Source organism: Mesorhizobium sp. M8A.F.Ca.ET.202.01.1.1, assembly GCF_004791595.1.
Lineage (GTDB): Bacteria > Pseudomonadota > Alphaproteobacteria > Rhizobiales > Rhizobiaceae > Mesorhizobium.
This window is the reverse complement of the sequence record NZ_SRUN01000007.1, coordinates 162,799-188,555: the sequence shown is the minus strand read 5'-3', so window position 1 is coordinate 188,555 and position 25,757 is coordinate 162,799. Positions and strand designations below refer to the sequence as shown.

Below are 25,757 nucleotides of genomic sequence, written 5' to 3'. Positions count from 1 at the left end.
CATATGGGGGCACCTTCTGTAGAATGCTCCACAGGCACGGCGTCAAGATTTTTCGTGCGCGGCCGCAAACACGGTCGAAGACCGGATGCAACAACCATGTCAGCCGGTTGCCCGGCCGACATGGAAAACGAGACAGGGAAGCTCAGCGCTTGAAATAGCCGGCGCGCACGGCGTCCCAAACGCAAAAAGACCGGCCAGAGGCCGGTCCTTTGTTACTCAAACCCAGGGAAAAGCTGGGCTCAGCTTTCCTTGGGAGTCAGCACCTGGCGACCGCGATACATGCCGGTCTTCAGGTCGATGTGGTGCGGGCGGCGCATTTCGCCGGAATTCTTGTCCTCGACATAGGTCGGGGCCTTGAGGGCGTCGGCCGAGCGGCGCATGCCGCGCTTGGACGGAGAGGTTTTGCGTTTCGGAACGGCCATGGATATGCTCCACTACATGGTCAAAAGCCCCGCCCGCCCTCGTGAAAGGGCCATGTCGGGGCCTAAATCTGAGAAAGTCGGGTGCCTATACACGCCTGACACCGTTTTGGCCAGCGCTGCGGTGAATCTTTTTTGTGCCGGCTAGTCCAGGCAGCCGACATAGGCGCCCGAGCGGCCGGCGCGCCGCTCGATCAGGTTGGCCAGCCGCCTGAGGCCCGGCCCGGGTTTTGCGGGATTGCGGGCGATCGGATTGGGCAGCGTGACGGCGAGAAGGGCCGCCTGCCGTCTGGACAATTGTTTTGCCGGAATGCCGAAATGGTGCTGCGCCGCCGCCTCGATGCCATAGATGCCCGGCCCCCATTCGGCAATGTTGAGATAGATTTCCATGATGCGTCGTTTCGACATCACCGCGTCGAAATAGACGGCCAGCGGCAGCTCGACGACCTTGCGCACCGAGCCCAGCGGCCGCGACCAGAGGAAGAGGTTCTTCACCGTCTGCATGGTGATGGTCGATGCGCCGCGCGTCGCCTCGCCGGCCAGCGCATCGTCGACGACGCCCCTGAGCTCGCCGAGATCGACGCCGCGGTGGAAACAGAACTGCCCATCTTCCGACATGATGACCGAATGGGCGAGCACGGGCGCCACGTCATCGATGGACACCCAGCGCCGGTCGTAGCCGGAGAAGGTCGCCAGGTCCTTCAGCATCAGTGTCGACACCGGATGCACGAAGGACGGCAGGTAGAGAAAGGTCAGCACCACCGGGACAAGCGCCAGCACCGCGGCCACGACGATGCCGCGCCGGAGCCAGCGCCTGAGATTGCGGCGGTTCACGCCTCGCGATCTCGTCGCCATGTCCAGCTTTTCGGTCTCATGATCGACGATCGGTTCCGCCAAGCCGCCCAACCCGTGCCACGAAGCTCGTCTCGAAACGCGCTCCCGAGGGTCATAAGACGGTGTTTTCGAGCACCGGAGCGGAGCGTACATTCGAGTACGTGAGCACCGGAAGCGCGGAAAATGCCTTCAGATGACCGCAGGAGGTGAGTTTCCAAACGGGCTCTTACCGCTCCGGCATAATGGCGCTTGCCTTCTTGCGCAACGTCTGAGTGTCGGCTACCGGTCCCGGCCATGACGAATGACGACGAAATGGCGTTCGAAATGGCGCTCATCAGACGCGCGGCCGCCGTCGAGGTGATGCTGCGTCGGTTGCTCGACGACCGCCCGCTTTCGGGCGAGATCGCGAGGCCCGATCGCCTGATGGCGGCGATGCGCCATGGCGTGCTGAACGGCGGCAAACGCCTGCGCCCCTTCCTGGTCATGGAAAGTGCTGCCTTGTTTTCCGCCGATGGCGAAGCGGCGCTGCGCGTCGCGGCCGCACTTGAATGCGTGCATTGCTATTCGCTGATCCATGATGACTTGCCGGCGATGGACGACGACGACCTGCGCCGCGGCCAGCCGACCGTGCACAAGGCCTTCGACGAGGCCACCGCGATACTTGCCGGCGACGCACTGCTGACGCTCGCGTTCGACATCCTCGCCGGCGAGGCGACCGCGCTGCCGGCCGAGCGGCGCGCAGCCCTTGTGGTGGCGCTCGCCCGCGCCGCCGGGGCCGGCGGGATGGTCGGCGGCCAGAAGCTCGATCTCGATGCCGAGCAGGTGCGACCGGACGAGGCCGGCATCATCCGGCTGCAGGCGATGAAGACCGGTGCGCTGATCCGTTTCGCCTGCGAGGCGGGTGCGATCCTGGCCGGTGCACGATCGGATGACATGGAAAGGCTGGCCGAGTTCGGTTCGGCGATCGGCCTTGCCTTCCAGCTCGCCGACGACCTGCTGGATTTGACGGCCGACGCCAGGCAGATGGGCAAGGCGACCGGCAAGGATGCCGCCGCGGGCAAGGGTACGCTGGTGGCCTTGCACGGCGCGGATTGGGCTCGCAAGCAGCTCGACGGTCTCGTCGGCCAGGCGCACGCGTTGCTCGAACCCTATGGCGAAAAGGCGGCCCTGCTCAAGGCCGCCGCGACTTTCGTGGCAACCCGCAACAGCTGACGGCAGGCCCCATATCGGGTTGCGCATGGTCGACGGCTCGGCGTCACCGCATCGATCCGATCCGCCGCGTCCCCGCAGCGCATGCATTGACCTGCGGTGCGCCAACGAAATCTTAATGTAAATGAAGCGTAATCCCGACCATTAAAATAATGCGTATGTGTTGGGGTTGCGCATGCCGGAATATTCTTCCTTCATCCGGTCCGTCCGGATACGTTATCTTTCGGGACTGTTGGTTTTCGCGCTGGCTTCGGCCGCCATCATGGTTGCGCTCAATCGCGTCAATTCCTTGCGCCATGAAATCGATGCGCTGAGCAGCAATCTCGTCGTTTTCACCCGCGACCTGCGCAACGCCACCAGCTTCGCCGAGACAACCAGTTCCGCCTGGCGGATCGAGACGCGCGATGCGCTGACGGCTTCGGCGCGCGACCATTCCGAGCGCCTGACCGGCGAGATCGAGACGCTGAGCGCCCAGCTCGCCGCGATCCGCCCGCGCCTGTCGGCCAAGACCGTCAACGAGCTGGCGGCCGCTTCCGTCAATGGCGATCTGTTCTGGTCGCCGCGTGACATGGTTCGCAACTTCAACCTGATGTCGGTGGCGCAAAAGACCGATGAATGGAGTTCTCGCGAAATCCGCAACCAGAACGACCTGTTCGTTCAGCCCATGCTGGTGCGTGTCCGCACCGCGATGGACGACGAACGCCATCTGGCGGACGCCTCCGGCGACCGGCTGCTTTTGTGGGCGAGCGGCCTGTTGTTTGCCGTGCTCGCCATCGTTGCCTTCTGGATCTTCCGGCCGATGGAACAGGCGATCCGCCGCGCCTTTGCCCAGTCGGCCGAATCCTTGTTCAAGGCCGAGGCGGCCGACCGTGCCAAGTCGGAATTCCTCGCCAATATGAGCCACGAGATTCGCACCCCGATGAACGGCGTGCTCGGCATGGCCGAATTGCTGGCCAAGACCGAACTGAACCCGCGCCAGAAGACCTTCACCGACGTCATCGTCAAATCGGGCAACGCGCTTCTCACCATCATCAACGACATCCTCGATTTCTCGAAGATCAATGCCGGGCAGCTGACGCTCGATCCTGCCCCCTTCCGCCTCTCGGAAGCGGTGGAGGATGTGGCGACACTGGTCTCGGCACGCGTTGCCGAGAAGAACCTGGAACTCATCGTGCGTGTCGATCCTCGGCTGCCGGCCTATGTCGTCGGCGACGCCGGTCGCTTTCGGCAGATCGTCACCAACCTGGTCGGCAATGCGGTGAAATTCACCGAGAAGGGCCATGTGCTGATCGATGTCGGCGGCGAAACCATCAACGACGTCGTCCAGCTGAAGCTGCGCGTCGAGGACACTGGCATCGGCATCCCGGCCGAGAAATTGCAAAACGTGTTCGAGAAGTTCGCCCAGGTCGACGGGTCTTCGACCCGCCGTCATGAAGGCACCGGCCTCGGGCTTGCCATCGCCGCCCGTCTCATCGACCTGATGGCAGGCAAGATCGGCGTCGAGAGCGAGGTCGGCCGCGGTTCCGTCTTCTGGTTCGCCGTGCCGCTGCCGGTCCACCGTGCCGAGGCGCCCGACGCTGTCGTCCCGGTGGACGTCACCGGCGCGCGCGTGCTGGTCATCGACGACAATCCGGTCAACCGCGAGATCCTGCTCGAACAGCTCAGAAGCTGGAGCTTCGACTGCGCCGCCGCCGAAAGCGGCGCAATGGGCCTCGCCTTCCTCGATCGCGCCTGCCAACTCGGTGCCAGCGTCGACTGCATCATCCTCGACTATCAGATGCCCGGCATGAACGGCGCCGATGTCGCCCGGGCCATCGCCGCCGACAGCCGGCTGTCCGCCATCCCGGTCGTGATCCTGACCTCCGTCGACCAGGTCGATTTCGGCAAGATGATCATCGACTTCGGCATATCGGCGCACCTGACCAAGCCGGCGCGGTCGGCGGTCCTGCTCGGCACCGTCATCTCGGTCATCCAGAAGGCGCGCTCGCAGGTCGGCAAGGCGCAGTTCATTCGCGAACCGGTCCAACCGATGCAGGCGACTCCGGCCTTCACGGTTATCCGTGGCCCCGCGGTACCGGTCGCGACAGTGCCGGAATCGAATGCCGCGCCGAACAGCCCGATCGACATCCTCATCGCCGAGGACAATGACGTGAACCAGATGGTGTTCGGCCAGATCCTCAATGGACTCGGCCTGAGCTACCGCATCGCCGGCAATGGCCGCACCGCGGTCGAGATGTACCGGTCGCTGCATCCGAGGCTGGTTCTGATGGACGTCTCGATGCCGGAAATGAACGGCTACGAGGCAACACGCGCCATCCGGGCGATCGAAGCGGCGTCGGGCGGCCACATCCCGATCATCGGCGTCACCGCGCATGCGCTGAAGGGCGACCGCGACAAGTGCATCGAGGCCGGCATGGACGACTATCTGCCCAAGCCCGTTTCGCCCGATCGCCTCGGCGCCAAGATCGGCACCTGGCTCAGCGAGACGGTGGTGGCCAAGACCGCCTGACCACCCACCAACGCCTCAGACGGCCGCGTCCAGATGAAACCGGCGCATCCAGTCCAGGCTTGTCTCGTCGGCGAGCTTCGCGACGCCGGGCCTGACATGCCCGGCATCCGGCGCCGGGACGCCCAGGGCTTCGCAGATGCGCAGCAATGCCACGGCCGGCTCGGCGGCAAGGTGCTCATAGCCGATCCGCAATGGTGCTATGCCCTGTTGTGCGAACCAGATGTTCCAGGCCGTATCATAGGCTTCCAGTTCTTCGACCTCGCCCTTGATGCGCTCGAAATCATAGTGAGGTTCCCTGGCAGGTCCCACCCTTTCGATTTCGGTTCCGTCGGGGGCGATATGCCAAAGACCGGTTTGCCGGGCTTTGACCAGGGAGACGGCCTGCGCGAGTTTGTTTTCGCGCGACAGGTGTATGTAGAGGACTCGGCCAAAGGCTCGTTCGAAACGCGCTGTGTCTGACGCAAGCCCGGGATAGACCTGGTCGAGGATCGCCGACAGCTCATCCAGGTTCTCCCGCATCAGGCGCAAGCCGAAAATTTCAGTATCGCCCTTGCCGGCACCGATCGCCGCATTGAGATAGGCAAGCTGGAATTCACGCTCGCCCATCGTGTCGCGATCGGGCAATCCCCAATCCTGCGCCCACTCCGACACATCCTGCCGCCGGTAGAATGAGTGGGGATCACCGGTCGTTCCGGTGGCCGCCAACAGCTTGCACAGCAAGGTGCTGCCGGTTCTGGGCGTGCCGCAGATGATGTATCCGTCGAACATGGGCGCTCGCATGACAGGGCTGCTGCCCAAGGAGAGATGGTGGCCGCCGCTATAGCTGAAACCGTTGCTCGATGCGACGGGCACATTGCAGCGGCGTTTGGGCGTTCGTCTCGACTTCGAGATCGTAGCGTATCCGGTTGTGGACGCTCATATTGCCAGCGCGCCAGCCCCGCCAACCTGTCGGCGCAGCGCTTCGCGCCCTCGGCCCTTACCGGTTGCGCACCACCACGCAGGCGCCGCCGACGCTTTGCAGCTTCTGGCAGATGACATTCGCGGCGGCGCGGTCGTCGATCCCGATCCTGACGGCGTAGATGCCGCGCCGGCCGATCGGCGTGCGCACCCGGCTCACCACAGGATCATGCCCGGCAAGCAGGGCCGGAAAGCGGCCCCGCACCCTGAGCCACTGGCCGATCGCCGCGCTGCGGCGAAAATTGCCCGCCACCTGGATGCCCCATGGCTTGATGTTGATCGAGGCCATTGCGACCGTCCGCGACATGATCACCGGCAGCTTGCGGCAGGCGACGGCGAAATCCAGCTTGGCATCGAGCGGCTCGACTTTGCCGGCATAGGCCGGGTCCGTGAACTTGTCGACCGGCTCGCCCATGACGTCGAACACATAGCTTTCCGTCTCCATCGGCAGGAAGCCGCCGGAATTCAGCCAGCGCGACACCCGGCTCTCGCCGGCATTGTAGGCGGCCGCCGCTAGGCCAAGATTGCCATAACTGGTCTTCATTTCGGCGAGATATCTAGCCGACGCCGGGATCGCCTGGTTGATGTCGAAGGAATCGGCAAGCCCCCGCATCTTGGCGGTGCCCGGCATGAACTGGGCAATGCCCTCGGCGCCGACGGGGCTCACGGCATTGGGATCGAAACGGCTTTCCTTCCAGATAAGGCGGGCGAAGAAGTCCCGGGGCAGAGCGTTCTGGTCGGCATGCGCCTGGATCAGGTTGCAGACCTTGTCGATCAGCCGCTGCTTGGCCGATTGCGGCGGATCGGCCTGGGCAAGCGTCGACCAGGCCATGCCGCACAGGAAAATCAGCGTCGCCCACAGGAAACGCCGCATTTCACCTACTCTGCCGCGGCCTTGCCGCCCTGACCGAACCTCTGTTCGATATAGTCGGCGACCATCTTCTCGAAATCCGCCGCGATCGACGGCCCGCGCAGGGTCGCTGCTTTCTTGCCGTCGACGAAGACGGGCGCTGTCGGCGTCTCGCCAGTGCCGGGCAGCGAAATGCCGATATCGGCGTGCTTGGACTCACCCGGACCGTTGACGATGCAGCCCATCACCGCGACCTTGAGGTTCTCGACGCCTGGGTACTTCTCACGCCACACCGGCATGTTCTTGCGCAGGTCCGCCTGGATGTTCTGCGCCAGTTCCTGAAACACGGTGGAGGTGGTGCGGCCGCAGCCGGGGCAGGCCGCGACGATCGGCACGAACTGCCGGAAACCCATGGTCTGCAGCAGTTCCTGCGACACCTGCACCTCGCGGGTGCGGTCGCCATTCGGCTCCGGCGTCAGCGAGATTCGGATGGTGTCGCCGATGCCTTGCTGCAAGAGGATGCCCATGGCGGCGGAAGAAGCAACGATGCCTTTCGACCCCATGCCGGCTTCAGTGAGGCCGAGATGCAGCGCGTGGTTGGAACGGGTGGCGAGTTCGGTGTAGACGGCGATCAGATCCTGCACGCCGCTGACCTTGGCCGACAGGATGATTTTTTCGCGGCCAAGACCGATCTCTTCGGCCATCTCGGCCGACAGGATCGCCGACTGCACGATCGCCTCGCGCGTGACTTCCTGCGCGGTCAGGGGAAAACCCTTGTCCTGGTTGTCGTCCATCAGCCGCGTCAACAGCTCCTGGTCGAGCGAGCCCCAGTTGACGCCGATGCGCACCGGCTTGTCGTGCTTGATCGCCATCTCGACGATATCGGTGAACTGCCGGTCCTTCTTGTCCTTGAAGCCGACATTGCCGGGATTGATGCGGTACTTGGCAAGCGCCTCGGCGCAGTCCGGGTGATCGGCCAGCAGCTTGTGGCCGATATAGTGGAAATCGCCGACCAGCGGCACGTTGATGCCGAGCCGCAACAGTCGCTCGTGGATGCGCGGCACGGCGGCGGCACTCTCGTCGCGGTCAACGGTGATGCGCACGATCTCGGAGCCGGCGCGGTGCAGCGCCGCGACTTGCGCGACCGTCTGATCGACATCGGCGGTATCGGTATTGGTCATCGATTGCACGACCACGGGCGCGCCGCCGCCGACGACCACGCCGCCGACATCGACGCCGACCGAGGTGCGGCGGGGGAAGGGAAAGGAAAAATACCCGGTCATGCCGGCAGCCTTTTGTCTCTGGAGCGCCATGCGTCTCTCTGGAGCGCTATGCGTCTCTCTGAAGCCCGTGCGTCCGCTTGGACGCACAAGCCGGGTCCGATGCGCTGAAGTCCGGGCATGAGGTGGAGGAGCAAAGATGGCTTGTCAATGGCGACAGGTCGCCACTGGCAGCAATTGGTGCCGGCCAGGACCCTGAAACAGCGCACGACCTTACGGCGGCCCGGCATAAACGGCCCTGACGAATATTAGCTTCGGCTTGTGGAATCGCTGAAATTAAAACCACTGCACCGGCGGCTGGCGCCGCCGGCAAGGAAAACCGCCAGTGGTGAGCGGCTATATCACGTGAGGATCAATGCGTGGTTGGTTGCGCCCTCAATTTCTCAATCGCATCCTTGAGTGCCAGCTTGCGTCGCTTGAGATTCACGATTTCGAGGTCGTCCACCGACGGGTGGTTCATCGCGTCATCGATTTCGCGTTCAATGTCGCCGTGTTTCCGCTGCAACTCATCAAGATGGGATGCAAGAGACATGATTGGTTCTCCCTTTCATGGTTTCCTCGATTGCAGCCGCCAAGGCACGTCCACCGCAGGTCGTATCTGTGACGGCACAATGACAGTGTGCCACCATCAGACGGCGATGTCGAATGCTGCGTGGTAGCATTCCACGACAACATGAAATGTGATATGGGCTGCGCGCCGGTGGCAGAAATTGCCGCCCCCGCCCAACCAGGCCCAGTTTTGGGCGCCGCAGACGTGCAGACGGTAGAGAATGTCCGATCAGGAACAGGCCGATACTCGCCTCGAATTTTCCCGGCTGAAGCAGGAACACGCCGATTTCGATGCCGCGATCAACGCGATGATCGCCATGAATTGCGACCCGCTGCAGATCCAGCGCATGAAGAAGAAGAAGCTTGTCCTCAAGGACCGGCTGATGAAGCTGGAAGACAAGATCATTCCAGACATCATCGCCTGAGACGCGAACGCTTTTCCGCCTATCCGCCGATCGAGAGCCCGGCGGCACGGCCGCGCAGCAGGCCGATGAGATCCGCGGTCCGCTCCTCCGACGTGTCGATCGGAACCACCAGGCACATCGTCGCCTCGACCTTGCCTGGCGCTGAAAAGACCGGCACGGCGAGGCATTTCGTATAGGCGTCGACAAGGCCCGAGGTGACGCAGTAGCCGGTCACCCCGGCCTTTGCGATGTCGGCGATGAAATCGTCGAGCCGCAGCTTTCGGCCATCGGGCAGCACGAGGTCGTCGTCGGACACCATGGCCTCGATCGCGGCTCTATCCAGCCCCGCAAGAAGCAGCCGTCCCGAGGCAGTCCAGGGCAGCGGTATCTGCAGGCCGGTGGCGGAGCTGATGCGGAACGGCCTGCTGCCGGGGCTGGAATGGACGATCGTGTAGCGGCCGCTCTGCAGCATGCACAGTTCCGAGGTCTCGCCGGTCTCGCGCGACAGATGATCGACCTCCTGGCGCCCACGCCGCAACAGGTCGTTGCCGCGCACATAGTCCATTCCGTAGAGATAGAGTTTCTTGCCGAAATAGACGCGGTTGCCGTCGCCGGCCATTTCCAGCAGGCCGGCATCGACCAGCGACCGCACCAGCGTGTAGGTGGTCGAACGCGGCGCGTTCACCCCCTTGGCAAGATCGCCAATGCCGATCGCCCGCTGCGTCGTGTGAAGAAACTCCAGGATCTCCAGGACCCGGTTGAGGCCTTTCTCGCGGGAGGCCGTCGTCTTCTCGTCGGCCGAAATTGCTTGGGCATTGCCATCTTGCATTGTCGATTCCTGGTGTTAGTATCTGTCTTGTACAGGATACATGCGTCTCTTGTAAGAGACAATTTTGATAATCGCTGTCGCGTGTATGACCTGTGCATAGGGGAACACAACACGAAAGGAGGTCGCCGTGAACGACATATCCGGAAGACGTGATTTTCTGAAATTGGGAATGGCGGGACTGGCCACCGCCGGGGTGCTGGCAACCGTCGATGCCCAGAAGGCCGCCGCGCAAGCCGCATCCGACAGTCTTCTGCGAACCGTGCTCGACAGAGGCAAGCTGATTGTCGGCACCGGCAGCACCAACGCGCCCTGGCACTTCGAGAACGATGCGGGCGAACTTGTGGGCATGGACATCACCATGGGCCGCATCCTCGCCAAGGGCCTTTTCGACGATCCGACCAAGGTCGAGTTCGTCATGCAGGATCCGGCGCAGCGCATTCCCAACGTGACCACCAACAAGGTCGACATCACGATCCAGTTCATGACGATGACGGCGCAACGCTCGCAGCTGATCAATTTCTCCCGGCCCTACTATGTCGAAGGCGTTGCCTTGCTGACACTGCCGACCGCCGAGAACAAGACCTTCGACAAGCTGCTCGCCGGCGGTTCCGCGACCCGCATTTCGATCCTGCAGAATGTCGACGCTGAAAGCTCGGTCCACTACGCTCTGCCGCAGGCCCAGGTGCTGCAGATCGACACCCAGGCCAACGTGCTGCAGGCGTTGGAATCGAAACGAGCCGACGCCGCTGCGGTCGATCTGTCCACCGTGCGCTGGCTCGCCTCGCGCAATCCCGACAAATATTTCGATGCCGGCAAGAGCTGGTATTCGATGCTCTATGGCGCGGCAGTTCGGCAAGGCGATCTCGACTGGCTGACCTTCGTCGACCAGACCTTCACCATCGCCATGTTCGGCCATGAATCGGCGCTCTATGATGCCGCCTTCAAGGACTATTTCGGCCAGGAACCGCCGGCGCGACATCCCGGCTTCCCGGTCATCTGATCCCGGATTACGGAAGGGCGGCATTCCAGCCCTTCCGTAATCGACTCGACGCCCTTCACACCGAGGCGGACGCATGGGCTATGCCCTCAATTTCAACCTGATCTGGCGGCATTTCGACAAGCTGTGGGGCGGCCTGCTGCTCAGCCTCGAGCTTGCCGTGATCTCGATCGCCATCGGCGTCGTCATCGGGCTGGTGCTCGCGGTCTGGTACGTTTCGGCAGGACGCGCGGTCCGGGCAGTGATCGCCGCCTATGTCGAATTCATCCGCAACGTGCCGCTGATCCTGCTCGTCTATCTCGTCTTCTACGGCCTGCCGACCGTGGTCGACCTGGCCTACAGCGCACCAACCTCGTTTGTCCTGACCCTCTCGGTCTATAGCGGCGCCTATCTGGTCGAAGTGTTTCGCTCCGGCCTCGAGGCTGTCCCGCGCGGCCAGCTCGACGCCGGCAAGGCGATCGGCCTCACGCCCTGGCAAAGGCTGCTCCACGTGCGCCTGCCGACCATGCTGCGCATCACGCTGCCGGCGCTGTCCAACACCTTCATCTCGCTGTTCAAGGACACCTCGATCGCCTCCGTCATCTCGGTGCCCGAACTCACCTTCGGCGCCCAGTGGATCAACTTCAACACCTTCCGCATCGTCGAGGTCTACCTGGTCACCACAGCGATGTATCTGGTGACCGGCTACATCATGCTTTTTGGGCTGCGGCTCATCGAGCGCCGGTTCAGGGCGGCGCGCTGACATGCTTGGCCAGATCCTCTACGCGCTGCCGTTCCTCGCCCAAGGCTTCGCCGTGACCTTGTGGGTATCGCTGCTGGTCGTGGTGCTGTCGCTTATCGCCGGCGTCCTGCTGGGCGTCGGCCTGGTCTATGGACCGGCGCCGCTGCGCTGGGCGGTGCGCATCTTCTCGGACACCATTCGCGGCATTCCGATCCTGGTGCTGATGTTCTTCGTCTATTACGGCCTGCCGGCGATCGGGCTGCATCTGCCGTCGTTCTGGGCCGCGGTGTCCGCGCTGACCCTGTTCAAGACGGCGCAGGTCATCGAGTATCTCAGGGGCGCGGTCGGCTCGATCCCGAAGGGACAGTCCGAAGCCGCGATGGCGATCGGACTGACCTTTCGCCAACGGCTCACCTACGTCATCTTTCCGCAGGCCTTCAGGCGCTTCCTGCCGCCCTGGATCAATGGCGTCACCGACGCGGTCAAGGGCAGCGCGCTGGTGTCGCTGCTTGGCATCACCGATTTGATGCAGGCCATCAACCAGGTCATCGGCCGCACCTATGAGGCGATGCCGCTCTATATACTGGGCGCACTCATCTATTTTGCGGTCAACTACGCTCTCTCGCTCGCCAGCCGGCGGCTGGAGCGGCGTTTCTCCTTCATCCGGGAATAGCACGATGTCCGAAGCCTCGAACGCCAGTCCCGCATTGCTCGACGTGCGTGATGTCTCCAAGGCCTTCGGCGCCGTCGAGGTGCTGCGCTCCGTCAGCCTTCAGGTGAAGCGCGGCGAGGTGGTGACCGTCATCGGCCCTTCCGGCAGCGGCAAGACCACCCTGCTGCGCTGCGTCAACTTCCTGGAGAGCTACGACAGCGGCTCGATCCGCATCGACGGCAAGGAGGTCGGCTATCGCGAGGCCGGGACGCGCCAGCGCCGCAGCGAACGCGATTTGGCCAGCATGCGCGCCGAGACCGGCATGGTGTTCCAGAGCTTCAACCTGTTCCCGCACCTGACGGCAGCCGGCAACATCATGCTGGGCTTGACCAAGGTGCGGGGTAAGAACGAGGCCGAGGCACGCTCGATCGCCGAGCATTGGCTCGGCCGGGTCGGCCTTGCCCACAAGGCCGACAGCCTGCCGGCCGAGCTCTCCGGCGGCCAGCAGCAGCGCGTCGGCATCGCCCGCGCCGTGGCCATGGAGCCGAAGATCCTGCTGCTCGACGAGATCACCTCCGCCCTCGATCCCGAACTGGTCGGCGAGGTGCTCGCCGTCGTGCGCAGCCTCGCCGAGGACGGCATGACCATGCTGATGGTTACCCACGAAATGGCCTTTGCCCGTGACGCTTCGAGCCGCATCGTCTTCATGGCCGATGGCGGCGTCAGCGCCGTCGGGCCGCCGAAGGAGATCCTCGCGGCGGAGACCACCAACGAACGCCTCCGCACCTTCCTGGCGCGCTTCCGCGCCTCGCATTTCTGACATCAGGCGGCCAAAGCTGCCCCAAGGAGCCTTCATCAATGACGCCTTATACCAGGCTCGCCCAACTCGGCCTGACGCTGCCCGAGCCGCCGACGCCCATCGCCAACTTCGTCACCCATGCCGAGAGCGGCCGGCTGATCTTCCTCTCCGGCCAGGGGCCGCTGCGCGCCGACGGCACGCTTTGCACCGGCAAGGTGGGGGAGGATGTGACCGTCGAGCAGGCTTATGGGCATGCCCGCCTGACCGGGCTCAATCTGCTTGCCGTCATGCATGCGGCAGCCGGCGATCTCGGCCGCATCGTGCGCGTCGTCAAGCTGCTCGGCTTCGTCAACGCGACGCCGACCTTCATTGACCACCCAAGGGTGGTCAATGGCTGTTCGGACCTGTTCGCCGATGTCTTCGACAAGATCGGCGGCCATGCCCGTTCGGCGATCGGCGTCGGCTCGCTGCCTGGAAATATCACTGTCGAAATCGAAGCGGTCGTCGAGATCGCCGCCTGACCTGCCACCAACGGGATTGCTCACATGAAAACCTATTCCGACACCGGCTCCAACACCACCATTCGCGAACGGCTGGGCTTGCGGCCGATCATCAACGTCTCCGGCACCATGACCGCGCTCGGCGCCTCGATCATCGTTCCCGAGGCGATCAGCGCCATGGCCGAAATGGCCTCGCAATGGGTGGAGATGGACGATCTGCAGCGCGCCGCGAGCACGATTGTCGCGCGCCTCACCGGCGGCGAGGCCGGATTCATCACCGCCTGCTGCGCCAGCGGCATCACCATGGCGATCGCCGGTGCGATGACGGGGACCAACCTGCTCGCCATCGAGCGCCTGCCCGATAATACCGAAGGGCTGAAGTCGGAAGTCGTCATCCAGCTCGGCCATATCGTCAATTACGGCGCGCCGATCGACCAGTCGATCCGTGTCGCCGGCGCCAAGGTCATCCCGGCAGGGACCGTCAGCGTCACCCAGGACTATCACGTGCGCGAAGCGATCAACGAGCGCACGGCGGCGGGCCTCTATGTCGTCGCCCACCACACCGTGCAGTATGGCATGCTGTCGCTGGAGGAATTCTGCGAAATCTGCCACGCCAAGGGCGTGCCGGTAATCGTCGATGCCGCGTCCGAATACGATCTGCGTGGCTTCCTCGCGCGCGGCGCCGACGTCGTCATCTACAGTGGCCATAAATTCCTGAGCGGGCCGACCAGCGGCATCGTCACCGGCCGCAAGGATCTGATACGGGCCGCCTATCTGCAGAACCGCGGCGTGGCGCGCGCCATGAAGGTCGGCAAGGAAAGCATCGCCGGCACCATGGCGGCGCTCGAAGCCTGGGAGAAGCGTGACCATGCTGGCATCCGCCGGCGCGAGGAGGCAGCACTGAACCTGTGGAAGGATGCACTGCAGGGACTGCCCGGCATCGCCGCCATCATCATTCCCGATCCCACCGCCAATCCGCTCGACCGACTGCAGATCTTCGTCTCGCCCGAGAGCCGCTTCACCGCCGCCGGTCTTGCCTCGGCACTTGCCGCGGGCGCGCCGCCGATCATCGTGCGCAATCACGAGGTCGAGCGCGGCCATTTCTTCCTCGACCCCTGCAACCTTCACCCCGGCGAGGCGGATATCGTCGCCGAGCGCCTGCGCGCCGTACTGACGGCGAAGGAGCGCCCGGCCGACGCGATGAAGATCGCCCGCAAGGATTCGTCAGGCGTCTCGCGCTGGCCGGATTGATCGCCAAACCGAACCAACAATGCCGAAAGCACCAGCTGATCACGGGACTGTGAACAGCCGGATTTGCCCACGCGGGAATAAATCGTCTCCTCGATAAGTCTCCTCGACATACGCCACGGCTGGCGTTGAGGAGATCGGCATGCATCGTCATTGCAAGCACAGCGGACAGGGCTGCGGCGTCAGCCGCCGTCCTGCGCTGTCGAGCATGATCGTCATCAGTCCCTCCGCCATAGCGCTTGACACTGGTGATGCAGATGAATTCACTTTCAGCACGGCAGGCGACTTTGCCCGCTTCCGGGGGCTTTGCTCCTGCAAGCAAGGCAAAATCGCTGTCGCATCTTGAGACGGCGCGCCCAGTCCGTCCCGGAGTATCGGATCATGGTGCTGCTTTGAGCGAGAGGGCCCTGGCAGAGCGCTTCAATCAGGTGGTGCTGCCGCATCTCGGCGACGCGCTGGCGCTGGCCCGCTGGCTGACCGGCAATGCCGCCGACGCCGAGGATGTCGTGCAGGACGCCTGCATCAAGGCGCATGCCGGCATATCGGGTTATGCCGGCGGCAATGCCCGTGCCTGGCTGCTGACCATCGTGCGCAACACCTCCTACACCTGGATGGCGCGCAACCGGCCGCGCGGCATGATGGCTGTCGGCGATCTCGGCGATCTCGACGACATGGCGGCGGCCCATGGCACCAGCCTGCCCGACGAGGACGGGCCGGAGGCGAGCCTGATCGCCAGGGCCGATACGGCGGCATTGGAAGCTGCGATCGCTGCCCTGCCGCAGCCGTTTCGCGAGACGCTGGTGCTGCGCGACATAAACGGCCTCAGCTATCGTGAAATAGCGGCCATGCTCGACGTGCCGATGGGCACGGTGATGTCCAGGCTTGCCCGCGCCCGCGGCCTGCTGGCGTCGGAACTGGGGAGAGCGCCATGACCAGCCATGACGACGGACTGCCCAATGATCCCGAAGGTGTCAGACTGATGATTCACGCCCTTGTAGATGGCGAACTCGATGCCGCGGCCGCCCTTGCCGTGGAGCGCCGCATCGCCGCCGACCCCCGGCTTGCCGCCGAACATGCCCGCATTGTCGCCTTGCGAGGCGCGGTCAGCCGCTTGCCGCGCCCCGAAATCAGCGACGCGTTTCTGGCCCGCATCGCGGCAATCGGCATGGCGGATACCGAACGGCGAGACGACGCAGAGGCGACCGAGCCGCAGCGCGGCACGCCGCTGTCGGGATTGATCACGGGCGCCGGCGCAGGCCAGAGACGGGGAGCCGGGACGCGTCCCTCGCAGGCACGGACATCGCCAAGGGCACGCCGCTTCGGCTCGTTCGACTGGCGCGCCATGGCGGCGTCGATCATGATCAGCGCGGTGCTGGCCAGCGGCGCGACGCAATGGGTGATGTTCAACGGCGCGGAGGACGGCTTTGCCGCCGCTGTCGCCAGCGGCCATCGCCGCAGCCTGCTCGCCGCGAGTCCGATCGACATCGTTTCCTCCGACCGCCATACGGTCAAGCCGTGGCTCGACGCCCGCATCGGTGTCTCGCCGCCGGCGCCCGACCTTGCCCAGGACGGCTTCGCACTGATCGGCGGCCGGGTCGAGGTGATATCAGGCCGGCCGGTACCGGCGCTGGTCTACCGCCATCGCGAGCACCTGATCACGCTGGTCGCCGAACCGCAGCAGGGCGGCAAGGCCACCCAGCCGGACGATCTTTCCTCGGGCGGCTTCTCGATGGTGCACTGGAGCGACGGCGCCTTCTCCTACTGGGCGATCTCCGACATGGAGCGGCCCGAACTCGACGACTTCGTCGCCCGCTTCCGCAAGGCCGCGGTATGAGCCGGATGCGGCCGTCGGCATCTCGCCGATAGCCGCAAATCCTTGCGGCCCCGCGCGAATTCCGCTAAGGCGCGCCTTTGTCGCCGGGGAGCAGAAGCTTGAACGATCAACGCGCCGACGTCGCCATCATCATGGGCAGCCAATCCGACTGGGCGACGATGCGCCAGGCAGCCGAAACGCTGGAGGCGCTTGGCGTTCCCCATAAACGGCTGATCATTTCGGCGCACCGCACGCCTGACCGGCTCTACGAATTCGCCAAGGGCGCCAAGGCGGCCGGCTACAAGGTGATCATCGCCGGCGCCGGGGGTGCGGCGCATCTGCCCGGCATGACGGCGGCTATGACGCCATTGCCGGTGTTCGGCGTGCCGGTGGAATCGAAAGCGTTGTCGGGCCAGGATTCTCTGCTCTCCATCGTCCAGATGCCGGCCGGCATTCCGGTCGGGACACTGGCGATCGGCAAGGCCGGCGCGGCCAACGCCGCCCTCCTGGCCGCCGCCGTGTTGGCGCTCAACGACGACAAGCTTGCCCAGAGGCTCGATGCCTGGCGCGCCTCGCAGACCGCCAAGGTCGCCGCCGAACCGACGGACACGCCGTGAGCCTGCCCGCCGGATCGACGATCGGCATCATTGGCGGCGGCCAGCTGGGCCGCATGCTTGCAATGGCCGCTGCCCGCCTCGGCTACCGCACCGCCGTGCTGGAGCCGCAGCCGGATTGCCCGGCCGCCCAGGTCGCCAACAGGCAGATTACGGCCCCCTATGACGACCCGGCCGCGCTTGCCGAACTGGCGGCGGCCAGCGCCGTCGTCACCTACGAGTTCGAGAACGTGCCGGTGGCCGCTGCGACCGCGCTTGCCGCCAAGGTGGCGGTCTATCCGCCAGCGCGTGCGCTTGACGTGGCGCAGGACCGGGTGAGCGAAAAGACATTCCTCAACAGCATCGGCATTGCCACCGCCGATTTCCGTCCGGTCGACACGGACGACGAATTGACGGCGGCGCTGAAGGCATTCGGCGGCAGCGGCATCCTGAAGACGCGGCGCATGGGCTATGACGGCAAGGGCCAGCGCGTCTTCCGTAACATGGAAGCCGGTGGTTTCGCCGGCACCTGCGAGGCAATGGGTAATGTGCCGCTGATCCTGGAGAGCTTCGTGCCGTTCGAGCGCGAGATTTCCGTCATCGCCGCGCGCGGGGTCGATGGGGCGGTCGCCGCCTATGATCCGGCCGAAAATGTGCACCGCGACGGCATTCTGCACACATCGACCTTGCCGGCCGGCATCAAACCCGAAACGGCGGTAGCAGCGCGGGTGGCCGCGTCGAAGATATTGTCCGCGCTCGACTATGTCGGTGTCATCGGTGTCGAGTTCTTCGTGCTGGCCGATGGTTCGCTGCTGGCCAACGAGATCGCGCCCCGCGTCCACAATTCAGGCCATTGGACCGAAGCCGCCTGCATCGTTTCGCAGTTCGAGCAACACATACGCGCCATTGCCGGCCTGCCGCTGGGCAGCCCCAACCGCCATTCCGATTGCGTGATGGAGAACCTGATCGGCGACGACGTGCTGCGCGTTCCAACCCTGCTCGCCGAGCCCGACCTGATGCTGCACCTCTACGGCAAGGCGGAAGCGCGGCCTGGCCGCAAGATGGGCCACTTCACCCGCATCAGCCCACGTACTTAATTCGCGGACACGAGCCTATTGCACCTCGCCGCTGTCCTCGCCCGGGCTGGCGCAGCTTGCATCGCCTTCCTCGCAATTGGCAGAGGCGGCGAGCTGCTTGATGCGATCATTAGTCAGCCTGGTCAGGCACTGCGAAACTTCCATCGCGTGGATGGAGCCACCCGCGCTGGCGGCCGTGGAATGCGCGCATTCGGCATCCCGGAAGCTGATCCAGGCGCGCTGCGCCACCTGGAGCAATCGCTTGCCATCCGCATCATCGGAGCCGATCAGCGCCTGATAGGCTGCGTTGAGCCTTGCGTCGGCGGCCTGATAATCCTCGCCGGCGCAGATGTTCATCATTTGCTGGCTGTCGTCGGATCGGTCGCATTCCTGAGCGCGGGCAGCCGCGCTTGCCGCGAGGACGGCGAGGACGGCGAGGACGGCGGACAGGAAAATTCGACGCATCTTTGTCCCCAAATCACTTGCTTGTCGCGGCATCATCCCAGCCCGCCCAAGGTCGCGCAATGCCACGGGGCCGACATGGCGGATATTTGATGATATCAGGACGCGGAGCACGCTTGCCGTTGACTTACGGTTGACATGGGCAAGGCTCCTCGTTTATGAGCCACCCACCGTTCAAAAGGCGCGTCTTCTGGCGCGCCTTAAAATTTCGACCCGGAACCGGGTCCACACCGACAGGCAAGACCATGAAGATCAAGAATTCGCTCAAGGCGCTGAAGGCGCGTCACCGCGACAACCAGCTGGTTCGCCGCAAAGGCCGTATCTACATCATCAACAAGACCGCCCCGCGCTACAAGGCGCGCCAGGGTTGAGTTTTCGGCCGGAGGCTTTTTGCCTCCGCCCATTGATGCTTGTCGGCGAGCCGACCTTCCCACGCTGAATTCACTTTGATGTTCCGCCGCCCGGGACTAGAGTCGGGCGATGCGGATTCTTTTTGCATTTTTGATCGCTTTCCCTCTTTCCGGTGCCGTTACCATAGCGGCGCGGGCAGCGGACGATCAGGCGGCCCAGCCGGCGGCCCCGGACACTCCGGCCCCGCCGATGACGAAACAGGCCCGCCTCGACAAGCTGTTCTCCGACCTGAAGCGCGAGCGCAACGAAAAGGCCGCCGAGCGCATTGCCGGCAACATCTGGAACGAATGGTTCCAGTCCGGCAGCGCCTCGATCGACCTTATGATGCAGTGGTCGCAAAAGGCGATGAACGATCAGAAGTTCGACGTCGCGCTCGATTTCCTGGACCAGGTGGTGACCTTGCAGCCAAGCTACGCCGAAGGCTGGAACCGCCGCGCCACCGTGCATTTCATGATGAAGAACTACGGCAAGTCGATGGCCGATATCGACCGTACGCTGCAGCTCGAGCCACGCCATTTCGGCGCGCTGTCGGGCCTGGCACAGATCATGGCGGAGACCGGTCACAAGCAATCGGCGCTCGAGGCCTGGCAGAAGGTGCTGGCCATCTATCCGATGATGCGCAGCGCCCAGAACCAGGTCGCGACCCTGTCGGAAGAGCTTGCCGGTGAGGGAATTTGATTCCTTTGAGGGAGTAGGCAATTAAATCGGCGGTGGTACCTGCTTCCCATTCCCCTATTCCCCTATTCCCCTAGAACTAATCCCATCCCACCCCGTATATTCCCCCATGAACTTGATCTACGCCGCGGTCGCCTTCCTTTTCGCACTCGTCTTTGCTCTTGTCGGCGTCACTCGAGTCGGCTCATGGCTGATTGAGCGCCGCGGTCCGCCGGTCGGCGCATACGTCGACATTGGCGGTGCCCGCATCCACTATGTCCACGTTCCCGCGTCAGCTGGTGCGGATCTGCCACCGATCGTCTTCATTCACGGCGCCAGCGCCAATTTGAAAGACCAGATGCTGCCGCTCAGGCCGCTGCTCGAAGGCCGTGCCGAAATGCTGTTTTTCGACCGGCCGGGAGCCGGCTGGTCGGGACGCGGCCCCGGCAACAATGAAAATCCGTCGGCACAAGCCAACACCATCGCCGCGCTGATGGACCGTCTCGGCATCAAGAAGGCCATCATCGTCGGCCATTCCTTCGGCGGCGTGGTGACGGCGGCTTTCGGCCGCGAGCATGCCGACAAGACGCTCGGCCTCGTCTTCCTGGCGCCGGCTAGCCATCCCTGGCCGGGCGGCGCTACGTCCTGGTACTACGACCTGACCACCATTCCGGTGATCGGCCGGCTGTTCTCCGAGACCCTGAGCTATCCTGCGGGAACGCTGCAGATGGCGGACGCCACGACCTGCGTCTTCTCGCCCAACAAAGTGCCGGAAAATTACCTCGCCTCAGCCGCGATCCCGCTGGTGCTGCGGCCGTCGGCCTTCCGCGCCAATGCCACCGACGTCGCCGGGCTCTATCGGTATGCGCTTGGCGCGGCACCGCATTACAAAGTGATAACGGCGCCGACCGTGGTCATCTCCGGCGATCGCGACAAGGTGGTCTATGCCCGCATTCACTCTGTCGGCCTGGTGCGCGACATATCAGGCGCCGAGCTGGTCTGGGTGCAAAATCTTGGTCACAAGCCGGACTGGATCGCCTCCGACCTCGTCGTCGGCGCCATCGAGAAAGTTGCCGGCAAGGCTATCGACCTGGAAGCAATCGCCACGACGGTGGAAGCCCGGATTGCCGGCGATGCCTATGGCGTGGGCAAATGCGCCGACATCAAGGAACCACAGGCCGAGCTCGCCCCGACCTGACAATCCGAAGCCATCGCAAGACGCTATTGGGAACAGAGCGGCATGTATGTCCTGAAACACGGCATAAAGAAAAATCCCGAAAAGCGATGGGCACTGCCGGATCGCATCTTCTTCGGTCACGGCGCGTGCGCCATTCTCGCCGGCACCTTTCTCAAGCATCCACCTCTGGAGGGATTTTACGGCGAACGTATCATTCCCGGCGAGGGATTTTACGGCAACCATATCTATGTGACGAACGGCGTGATCGCTTTCGACTACCACGGCTATTGCGCTCGAGAGCGGTTGCTCGAACACCATACGAGAGGCTGGGCTTCGCACAACGCCGGATGGCATTGCACCATCGCGCGGGTCGATTTCGATCTGCTCGATACGATCGAACTCAACCGGCGAAAGATGCTAGGCACGGATCAGTATCTGTACGATCCTATTCCTCGCGCGCGCCGGTTTCTCCAGGCAAGAAACCACGCGGCAGCCGCGGCAAGGGCGCTCAGGGCCGCGACGGCATGAGGCCATCATGTCTTAGGCAGGCGGCGCGAGCCGCTAGATGACCAGCAGCGGCGTCTTGCCGGGAACCCGATCGTAGAGGTCCATGACGTCCTGATTGAACATGCGCACGCAGCCGGATGACGCGGATTTGCCGATCGATTTCCAGTCCGGCGATCCATGGATCCGGTAGAGCGTATCGATGCCGTCCTTGAAGATGTAGAGCGCACGCGACCCGAGCGGGTTGCTGATGCCGGGCTGCATGCCCTGGCGCCATTTTTCCAGCTTCGGATCCCTGCGGATCATCGCCGAAGGCGGCGTCCAGGTCGGCCATTTTCGTTTCCACTGGACGATCGCGCGGCCCTTCCAGGAATAGCCCTGGCGTCCCAGTCCGACGCCATAGCGCATGGCCTTGCCGTCCTCGAGCACCCAGTAAAGGTGCTTGTCGGTCGTATTGACCACGATCGTGCCGGGTTTTTCGCCTGTCGGATCGTCGACGATCTGCCTCAGGAACCGCCCGTCGACCTCGGCGAACGGGATTGCCGGCAGCGCATGGCCGCCGTCTTCGACCGCGCTGTACATGCCCGCATAGTCGGGCGACGCCGGGCTTACGGTTTCAGGGGTGGCAGCTTCGATGGGCGCCTTTTCCGGTGCCCGTTCGAGCGGAACCGGAGCAGGCGTGCTCGCCAGGCTGATCGACTGCCTGGGCAGTTGGGCACAGGCGGAGATGGTCGAAACGCCAATAAGCGAAAGCCCGGTCAGAAGGGACCGGCGTGAAACGGCAAATGACATTCAATATACTTTCAAGCGAAGGGAAATTCAGGCGGGTGCGAAGCGGCTGTTAACGCCGCCTCACCGCGTCTTGTAGAGTGGATCGCGGCTGCCCTGTGTCGAGACAAGGGCGGCGATGATTGTCCAGACTTTTGTTGCACTGCGGCCACAGTGGGCTCTGCGCTAATGCATGTCGCCCAAAAGTGACCTGGTTCGCGCGGTGTTCCCTCGGGAGGGCTTACCGTCCGGCTGCTTCCGATCCGACATAGGCGATGCGCAGCATGTTGGTCGATCCCGGTGTCCTGAGCGGCACGCCGGCGGTGATGATGACGCGGTCGCCCGGCTTGCCGAATTCCTCTTCCAGCGCAATACGGCAGGCGCGGTTGACCATGTCGTCGAGATCGGTGGCGTCTGGCGAGACCACGCAATGCGTGCCCCACAAAAGTGACAGCCGCCGCGCCGTATTGAGGATCGGCGACAGCGCGATGATCGGCACTTGCGGGCGCTCGCGCGCGGCGCGCAGGCCGGTGGTGCCTGATGCCGTGTAGGTGATGATCGCCGATAGTTTCAGCGTTTCGGCGATTTCGCGGGCGGCCAGCGAAATAGCGTCGGCGCCGGTCGCTTCCGGCTCGGAGCGCTGCGCGTTGATGATGCCGGCATAGGTCGGGTCGGTTTCGACCTTGGCGGCGATGCGGTTCATCATCGCAACCGCTTCGACCGGATAGGCACCTGCCGCCGATTCCGCCGACAGCATGATGGCGTCGGCGCCTTCGAAGACGGCGATCGAAACGTCGGAGACCTCGGCGCGGGTCGGCACCGGGGCGGTGATCATCGATTCCAGCATCTGCGTGGCGACCACCACCGGCTTGCCGGCACGGCGCGCGGCTCGCGTAATCTGCTTCTGGATGCCGGGCACCGCTTCCAGCGGCATTTCGACACCGAGATCGCCGCGGGCGACCATCAGCGCATCCGACAGTTCGATGATCTCGGCCAGACGGGCGACCGCCTGCGGCTTTTCGATCTTGGCCATGATCAGCGCCCGGCCGCGCGCGATCTTGCGCGCTTCGGCCAGATCCTCGGGCCTCTGCACGAAGGACAGCGCGACCCAGTCGACGCCCGTCGCCAGCACCGCGTCGAGGTCCTTGCGGTCCTTCTCGGTCAGCGCGCCGACCGGCAGGTCGGTGTCGGGCAGGCTGACGCCCTTCTTGTCGGAAATCGTGGTGCCGGCAATGACGGTGCAGACGATCGACTTGCCGTCGCTCTTCACCGCCTTCAGCTCGAGCTTGCCGTCGTCGATCAGGAGGCGATGGCCAGCCTCGACCGAGCTCAGGATTTCGGGATGCGGCAGGTAGACCCTGGTCGAGGTGCCGGGCTCGGGATTGTCGTCGAGCGTGAAGGTCTGGCCCAGCGTCAGCACTTCCTTGCCGTTGGCGAACTTGCCGACACGCAGCTTCGGGCCTTGCAGGTCGGCCAGGATGCCGATCGGCCGGCCGACCTTTTCCTCGACGGACCGGATGCGTGCGACCAGCGTGCGCATCAGCTCATGATCGGTATGGCTCATATTGATGCGGAAGACATCCGCACCGGCTTCGAACAGCTTCTTCAGCATCTCCTCGGACGAGGAGGCCGGACCGATGGTGGCTAGGATCTTGACCTTGCGGCTACGTCTCATTGACTGTTCGTTCCCGGGGCGGCTGGGGCGCCTCCCGTTGCGGGCTCATCGGTGAGCTGGACCATCCAGCTTGCCTGCTCGCCCGTGTCATATTCCTGGAATCCGGCACGCTGGAAGCCCCGGGCGACGCAGTCGCTTACGCCGGCGATCTTGAACTCTTTTTCAGCCACGCACATGTTGATCGGGCCGTCCCAGCGTCCACCACGCTCGGCGTCTTCTGCATAAAGATAGTAAAACCTTGATGACAGCGGCCCTTCGATCAACGTCTTGCAGCTCGATCCTTCGATGTGCCACCAGCCCTCGGTGATCCAGCCGGCCTTGGCACGATAGCCGATGCCGACACCGACCAGGTTCTGCGTGGCGTTGCAGACGCGGAAATCGGCGTGCGCCGGCGAGGCCATGACCATTGCCGACACGCCAACGGTCAGGATCAGGAGCGGCATCGCAAGGCCGGAGCGCATGCGCTGCCTGCCGGCGGAACCCATTCCAAAACCCCTCAAGAACCACATCAGCATCTCTCTGCGCCCCTTTTCGGAAAAGTCCGGGCGCATGTCAACGCGCCGTTTTGTCCAATTCCAATCGATTTAGGAAGGCTCCCGGCGCACGATCCGTCGCCCCTTGCCAGATTTCCCGGGAAACCTTGGCCAAACAACGGCATTGCGCACGCGTCGTCTTCGTGGAATGACGATAGCATCCTCCCCGAAAGCCAGCGAACGACCATTTTCCGCCAATGACCCGATCCACAGTTTTCGCGCCCTTCGACATCGTCGAGGGCGACCGCAAGCGAGGCATCGTGCTGCTGGCCGATCATGCCCGCCGCGACCTGCCCGAGGAGTATGGCAGCCTGGGGCTGCCGTCGGCCGAATTCGACCGCCATATCGCTTATGACATCGGCGTCGAAGCGGTGACGCGCGAACTGGCCACCTTGCTTGACGTGCCGGCACTTATCGCCAGTTTCTCGCGGCTCTTGATCGATCCCAATCGCGGTGAGGACGACCCGACGCTCATTCGCCAGCTTTATGACGGCACGATCGTGCCGGGAAACTATCCGATGGCGCCGGAAGAACGCGAGAGGCGTCTCGACCGCTTCTACCGGCCCTACCACGACGCCGTCGGCGCCATGATCGCTTCGGTCGTTCAGGCCTCCGGGCAGGCGCCCTTCATCTTTTCGGTGCATTCCTTCACGCCGGTCATGCAGGGCATCAAACGCCCTTGGCATGTTGGCATCCTCTGGGACAAGGACGACCGGGTGGCGCGGCCGCTGATCGACATGCTGGCCGAGGACAAAAACCTCATCGTTGGCGACAACGAACCGTATGACGGCGCTCTGCGCGGCGACACCATGTTCAAGCATGCCATCGTCAATGGATATGCCCACGCGCTGCTCGAAATCCGCCAGGACCTGATAGCGGACCAGCAGGGCATTCTCGCCTGGGCCGAGCGACTGGCGCCGATCGTTGACGCGATCGACCGCCGTGCCGATATACATGCGGTAAAGATGTTCGGCTCGCGCACCGGGCCGCTATGACGGAGGTTTCGATGACCGAACTCAGCGACGAGCAGAAGCGCGACTTCGAGGCCGCCGCCTTTCGCCGGCTGGTGAGGCATTTGCGCGAACGCAGCGACGTGCAAAACATCGACCTGATGAACCTCGCCGGCTTCTGCCGCAACTGCCTGTCGAATTGGTATCGCGAGGCAGCGGAAGCCAAGGGCGTCAACCTCGGCAAGGATCAGTCGCGCGAGATCGTCTACGGCATGCCCTATGCCGAATGGCAAGCGCTCAACCAGACAGAAGCTTCGGACGCCAAGAAGGCCGAATTCGAAGCCCGGCGTCCCAAGGATCACTGAGGCCGTTTGGCCCAAATGC

Annotated in this window: 31 protein-coding genes; 19 read left to right on the top strand and 12 right to left on the bottom strand. The window is 63.9% G+C overall.

Annotation, left to right across the window (positions count from 1 at the left end):
* Positions 1-239: 239 nt before the first annotated feature.
* Together rpmF and EN845_RS17295 are read right to left on the bottom strand one after the other, a co-directional pair.
* Positions 240-422 (bottom strand): 50S ribosomal protein L32, encoded by a 183-nt coding sequence (gene rpmF / locus EN845_RS17300; RefSeq protein ID WP_008834724.1) that lies wholly within the window; start codon positions 420-422, stop codon positions 240-242.
* A gap of 141 nt (positions 423-563) precedes the next feature.
* Positions 564-1,325: a transglycosylase domain-containing protein gene (locus EN845_RS17295; protein ID WP_127872085.1), complete on the bottom strand. Its 762-nt coding sequence runs from the start codon at positions 1,323-1,325 to the stop codon at positions 564-566.
* Positions 1,326-1,547: 222 nt separating this feature from the next.
* On the opposite strand from EN845_RS17295, the gene EN845_RS17290 reads away from it, so the two are divergent.
* Both EN845_RS17290 and EN845_RS17285 read left to right on the top strand, forming a co-directional pair.
* Positions 1,548-2,465, top strand: coding sequence for a polyprenyl synthetase family protein (locus EN845_RS17290; RefSeq protein WP_127872086.1), 918 nt, complete (start codon positions 1,548-1,550; stop codon positions 2,463-2,465).
* 172 nt (positions 2,466-2,637) lie between these two features.
* Positions 2,638-4,971: a response regulator gene (locus EN845_RS17285; protein WP_127872087.1), complete on the top strand. Its 2,334-nt coding sequence runs from the start codon at positions 2,638-2,640 to the stop codon at positions 4,969-4,971.
* A gap of 15 nt (positions 4,972-4,986) precedes the next feature.
* Here the strand turns inward: EN845_RS17285 and EN845_RS17280 are convergent, their stop codons facing one another.
* The 5 genes from EN845_RS17280 to EN845_RS17260 form a co-directional block, all read right to left on the bottom strand.
* On the bottom strand, positions 4,987-5,739 hold the full coding sequence (locus EN845_RS17280) for a Stf0 family sulfotransferase (RefSeq protein WP_167531419.1): 753 nt from the start codon (positions 5,737-5,739) through the stop codon (positions 4,987-4,989).
* Between the two features lie 49 nt (positions 5,740-5,788).
* Positions 5,789-5,890: a hypothetical protein gene (locus tag EN845_RS36110; RefSeq protein WP_245491608.1), complete on the bottom strand. Its 102-nt coding sequence runs from the start codon at positions 5,888-5,890 to the stop codon at positions 5,789-5,791.
* Positions 5,891-5,947: 57 nt separating this feature from the next.
* The gene (locus tag EN845_RS17270) at positions 5,948-6,802 is read right to left on the bottom strand and encodes a lytic transglycosylase domain-containing protein (RefSeq protein ID WP_127872089.1); all 855 of its coding nucleotides are present in this window, start codon (positions 6,800-6,802) and stop codon (positions 5,948-5,950) included.
* A 5-nt stretch (positions 6,803-6,807) separates the two neighbouring features.
* Positions 6,808-8,061 carry a flavodoxin-dependent (E)-4-hydroxy-3-methylbut-2-enyl-diphosphate synthase gene (gene ispG, locus EN845_RS17265; protein WP_127872170.1) on the bottom strand — a complete coding sequence of 418 codons (1,254 nt, stop codon included), beginning with the start codon at positions 8,059-8,061 and terminating at the stop codon, positions 6,808-6,810.
* A 349-nt stretch (positions 8,062-8,410) separates the two neighbouring features.
* Complete coding sequence (locus EN845_RS17260) at positions 8,411-8,590, bottom strand: YdcH family protein (protein WP_127278461.1); 180 nt, start codon at positions 8,588-8,590, stop codon at positions 8,411-8,413.
* 238 nt (positions 8,591-8,828) lie between these two features.
* Between EN845_RS17260 and EN845_RS17255 the strand changes: the two genes are divergently transcribed.
* Positions 8,829-9,032: a YdcH family protein gene (locus EN845_RS17255; RefSeq protein ID WP_127278462.1), complete on the top strand. Its 204-nt coding sequence runs from the start codon at positions 8,829-8,831 to the stop codon at positions 9,030-9,032.
* Positions 9,033-9,051: 19 nt separating this feature from the next.
* Here EN845_RS17255 and EN845_RS17250 read toward each other — a convergent pair whose 3' ends face one another.
* Complete coding sequence (locus EN845_RS17250; protein ID WP_127872090.1) at positions 9,052-9,840, bottom strand: IclR family transcriptional regulator; 789 nt, start codon at positions 9,838-9,840, stop codon at positions 9,052-9,054.
* Positions 9,841-10,009: 169 nt separating this feature from the next.
* Between EN845_RS17250 and EN845_RS17245 the strand changes: the two genes are divergently transcribed.
* From EN845_RS17245 to EN845_RS17200, 10 genes are all read left to right on the top strand, one after another.
* Complete coding sequence (locus EN845_RS17245; RefSeq protein ID WP_189522882.1) at positions 10,010-10,840, top strand: transporter substrate-binding domain-containing protein; 831 nt, start codon at positions 10,010-10,012, stop codon at positions 10,838-10,840.
* Between the two features lie 73 nt (positions 10,841-10,913).
* Complete coding sequence (locus tag EN845_RS17240; RefSeq protein ID WP_127872092.1) at positions 10,914-11,579, top strand: amino acid ABC transporter permease; 666 nt, start codon at positions 10,914-10,916, stop codon at positions 11,577-11,579.
* Between the two features lies 1 nt (position 11,580).
* Positions 11,581-12,231: an amino acid ABC transporter permease gene (locus tag EN845_RS17235; protein ID WP_127278465.1), complete on the top strand. Its 651-nt coding sequence runs from the start codon at positions 11,581-11,583 to the stop codon at positions 12,229-12,231.
* A gap of 4 nt (positions 12,232-12,235) precedes the next feature.
* A complete protein-coding gene (locus EN845_RS17230) occupies positions 12,236-13,030 on the top strand; it encodes an amino acid ABC transporter ATP-binding protein (RefSeq protein WP_127872093.1) in 795 nt (264 codons plus the stop codon).
* A 38-nt stretch (positions 13,031-13,068) separates the two neighbouring features.
* Positions 13,069-13,530 (top strand): RidA family protein, encoded by a 462-nt coding sequence (locus EN845_RS17225; protein ID WP_127872094.1) that lies wholly within the window; start codon positions 13,069-13,071, stop codon positions 13,528-13,530.
* Positions 13,531-13,554: 24 nt separating this feature from the next.
* On the top strand, positions 13,555-14,760 hold the full coding sequence (locus tag EN845_RS17220) for an aminotransferase class V-fold PLP-dependent enzyme (RefSeq protein WP_127872095.1): 1,206 nt from the start codon (positions 13,555-13,557) through the stop codon (positions 14,758-14,760).
* Between the two features lie 389 nt (positions 14,761-15,149).
* Positions 15,150-15,689, top strand: coding sequence for a sigma-70 family RNA polymerase sigma factor (locus EN845_RS17215; protein WP_127872096.1), 540 nt, complete (start codon positions 15,150-15,152; stop codon positions 15,687-15,689).
* Positions 15,686-16,591 (top strand): anti-sigma factor, encoded by a 906-nt coding sequence (locus EN845_RS17210; RefSeq protein WP_127872097.1) that lies wholly within the window; start codon positions 15,686-15,688, stop codon positions 16,589-16,591. The genes EN845_RS17215 and EN845_RS17210 overlap by 4 nt, the downstream gene beginning before the upstream one ends.
* 98 nt (positions 16,592-16,689) lie before the next feature.
* Positions 16,690-17,187 (top strand): 5-(carboxyamino)imidazole ribonucleotide mutase, encoded by a 498-nt coding sequence (gene purE, locus EN845_RS17205; protein WP_027141852.1) that lies wholly within the window; start codon positions 16,690-16,692, stop codon positions 17,185-17,187.
* Complete coding sequence (locus EN845_RS17200; protein WP_127872098.1) at positions 17,184-18,260, top strand: 5-(carboxyamino)imidazole ribonucleotide synthase; 1,077 nt, start codon at positions 17,184-17,186, stop codon at positions 18,258-18,260. Before purE ends, EN845_RS17200 begins: the two co-directional genes overlap by 4 nt.
* A gap of 15 nt (positions 18,261-18,275) precedes the next feature.
* Here the strand turns inward: EN845_RS17200 and EN845_RS17195 are convergent, their stop codons facing one another.
* Complete coding sequence (locus EN845_RS17195) at positions 18,276-18,704, bottom strand: lysozyme inhibitor LprI family protein (RefSeq protein WP_127872099.1); 429 nt, start codon at positions 18,702-18,704, stop codon at positions 18,276-18,278.
* Between the two features lie 242 nt (positions 18,705-18,946).
* Between EN845_RS17195 and ykgO the strand changes: the two genes are divergently transcribed.
* The 4 genes from ykgO (at position 18,947) to EN845_RS17175 (ending at position 21,471) form a co-directional block, all read left to right on the top strand.
* Positions 18,947-19,072: a type B 50S ribosomal protein L36 gene (ykgO, locus tag EN845_RS17190; protein WP_006203764.1), complete on the top strand. Its 126-nt coding sequence runs from the start codon at positions 18,947-18,949 to the stop codon at positions 19,070-19,072.
* 109 nt (positions 19,073-19,181) lie between these two features.
* Entirely contained in the window at positions 19,182-19,790 is a 609-nt protein-coding gene (locus tag EN845_RS17185) for a hypothetical protein (RefSeq protein WP_127872100.1), read from the top strand.
* Between the two features lie 106 nt (positions 19,791-19,896).
* A complete protein-coding gene (locus EN845_RS17180) occupies positions 19,897-20,964 on the top strand; it encodes an alpha/beta hydrolase (RefSeq protein WP_127872101.1) in 1,068 nt (355 codons plus the stop codon).
* Between the two features lie 42 nt (positions 20,965-21,006).
* The gene (locus EN845_RS17175; protein WP_127872102.1) at positions 21,007-21,471 is read left to right on the top strand and encodes a hypothetical protein; all 465 of its coding nucleotides are present in this window, start codon (positions 21,007-21,009) and stop codon (positions 21,469-21,471) included.
* 33 nt (positions 21,472-21,504) lie between these two features.
* Here the strand turns inward: EN845_RS17175 and EN845_RS17170 are convergent, their stop codons facing one another.
* From EN845_RS17170 to EN845_RS17160, 3 genes are all read right to left on the bottom strand, one after another.
* Positions 21,505-22,239 (bottom strand): L,D-transpeptidase, encoded by a 735-nt coding sequence (locus EN845_RS17170; RefSeq protein WP_127872103.1) that lies wholly within the window; start codon positions 22,237-22,239, stop codon positions 21,505-21,507.
* A gap of 217 nt (positions 22,240-22,456) precedes the next feature.
* On the bottom strand, positions 22,457-23,890 hold the full coding sequence (pyk, locus tag EN845_RS17165; RefSeq protein ID WP_127872104.1) for a pyruvate kinase: 1,434 nt from the start codon (positions 23,888-23,890) through the stop codon (positions 22,457-22,459).
* Entirely contained in the window at positions 23,887-24,351 is a 465-nt protein-coding gene (locus tag EN845_RS17160; RefSeq protein WP_189522881.1) for a DUF1036 domain-containing protein, read from the bottom strand. Before EN845_RS17160 ends, pyk begins: the two co-directional genes overlap by 4 nt.
* A 269-nt stretch (positions 24,352-24,620) precedes the next feature.
* Between EN845_RS17160 and EN845_RS17155 the strand changes: the two genes are divergently transcribed.
* Together EN845_RS17155 and EN845_RS17150 are read left to right on the top strand one after the other, a co-directional pair.
* Positions 24,621-25,418, top strand: a complete 798-nt coding sequence (locus tag EN845_RS17155; protein ID WP_127872106.1) for an N-formylglutamate amidohydrolase — start codon at positions 24,621-24,623, stop codon at positions 25,416-25,418.
* Positions 25,419-25,429: 11 nt separating this feature from the next.
* Positions 25,430-25,738 carry a DUF1244 domain-containing protein gene (locus EN845_RS17150; protein WP_127278624.1) on the top strand — a complete coding sequence of 103 codons (309 nt, stop codon included), beginning with the start codon at positions 25,430-25,432 and terminating at the stop codon, positions 25,736-25,738.
* Positions 25,739-25,757: the final 19 nt, after the last annotated feature.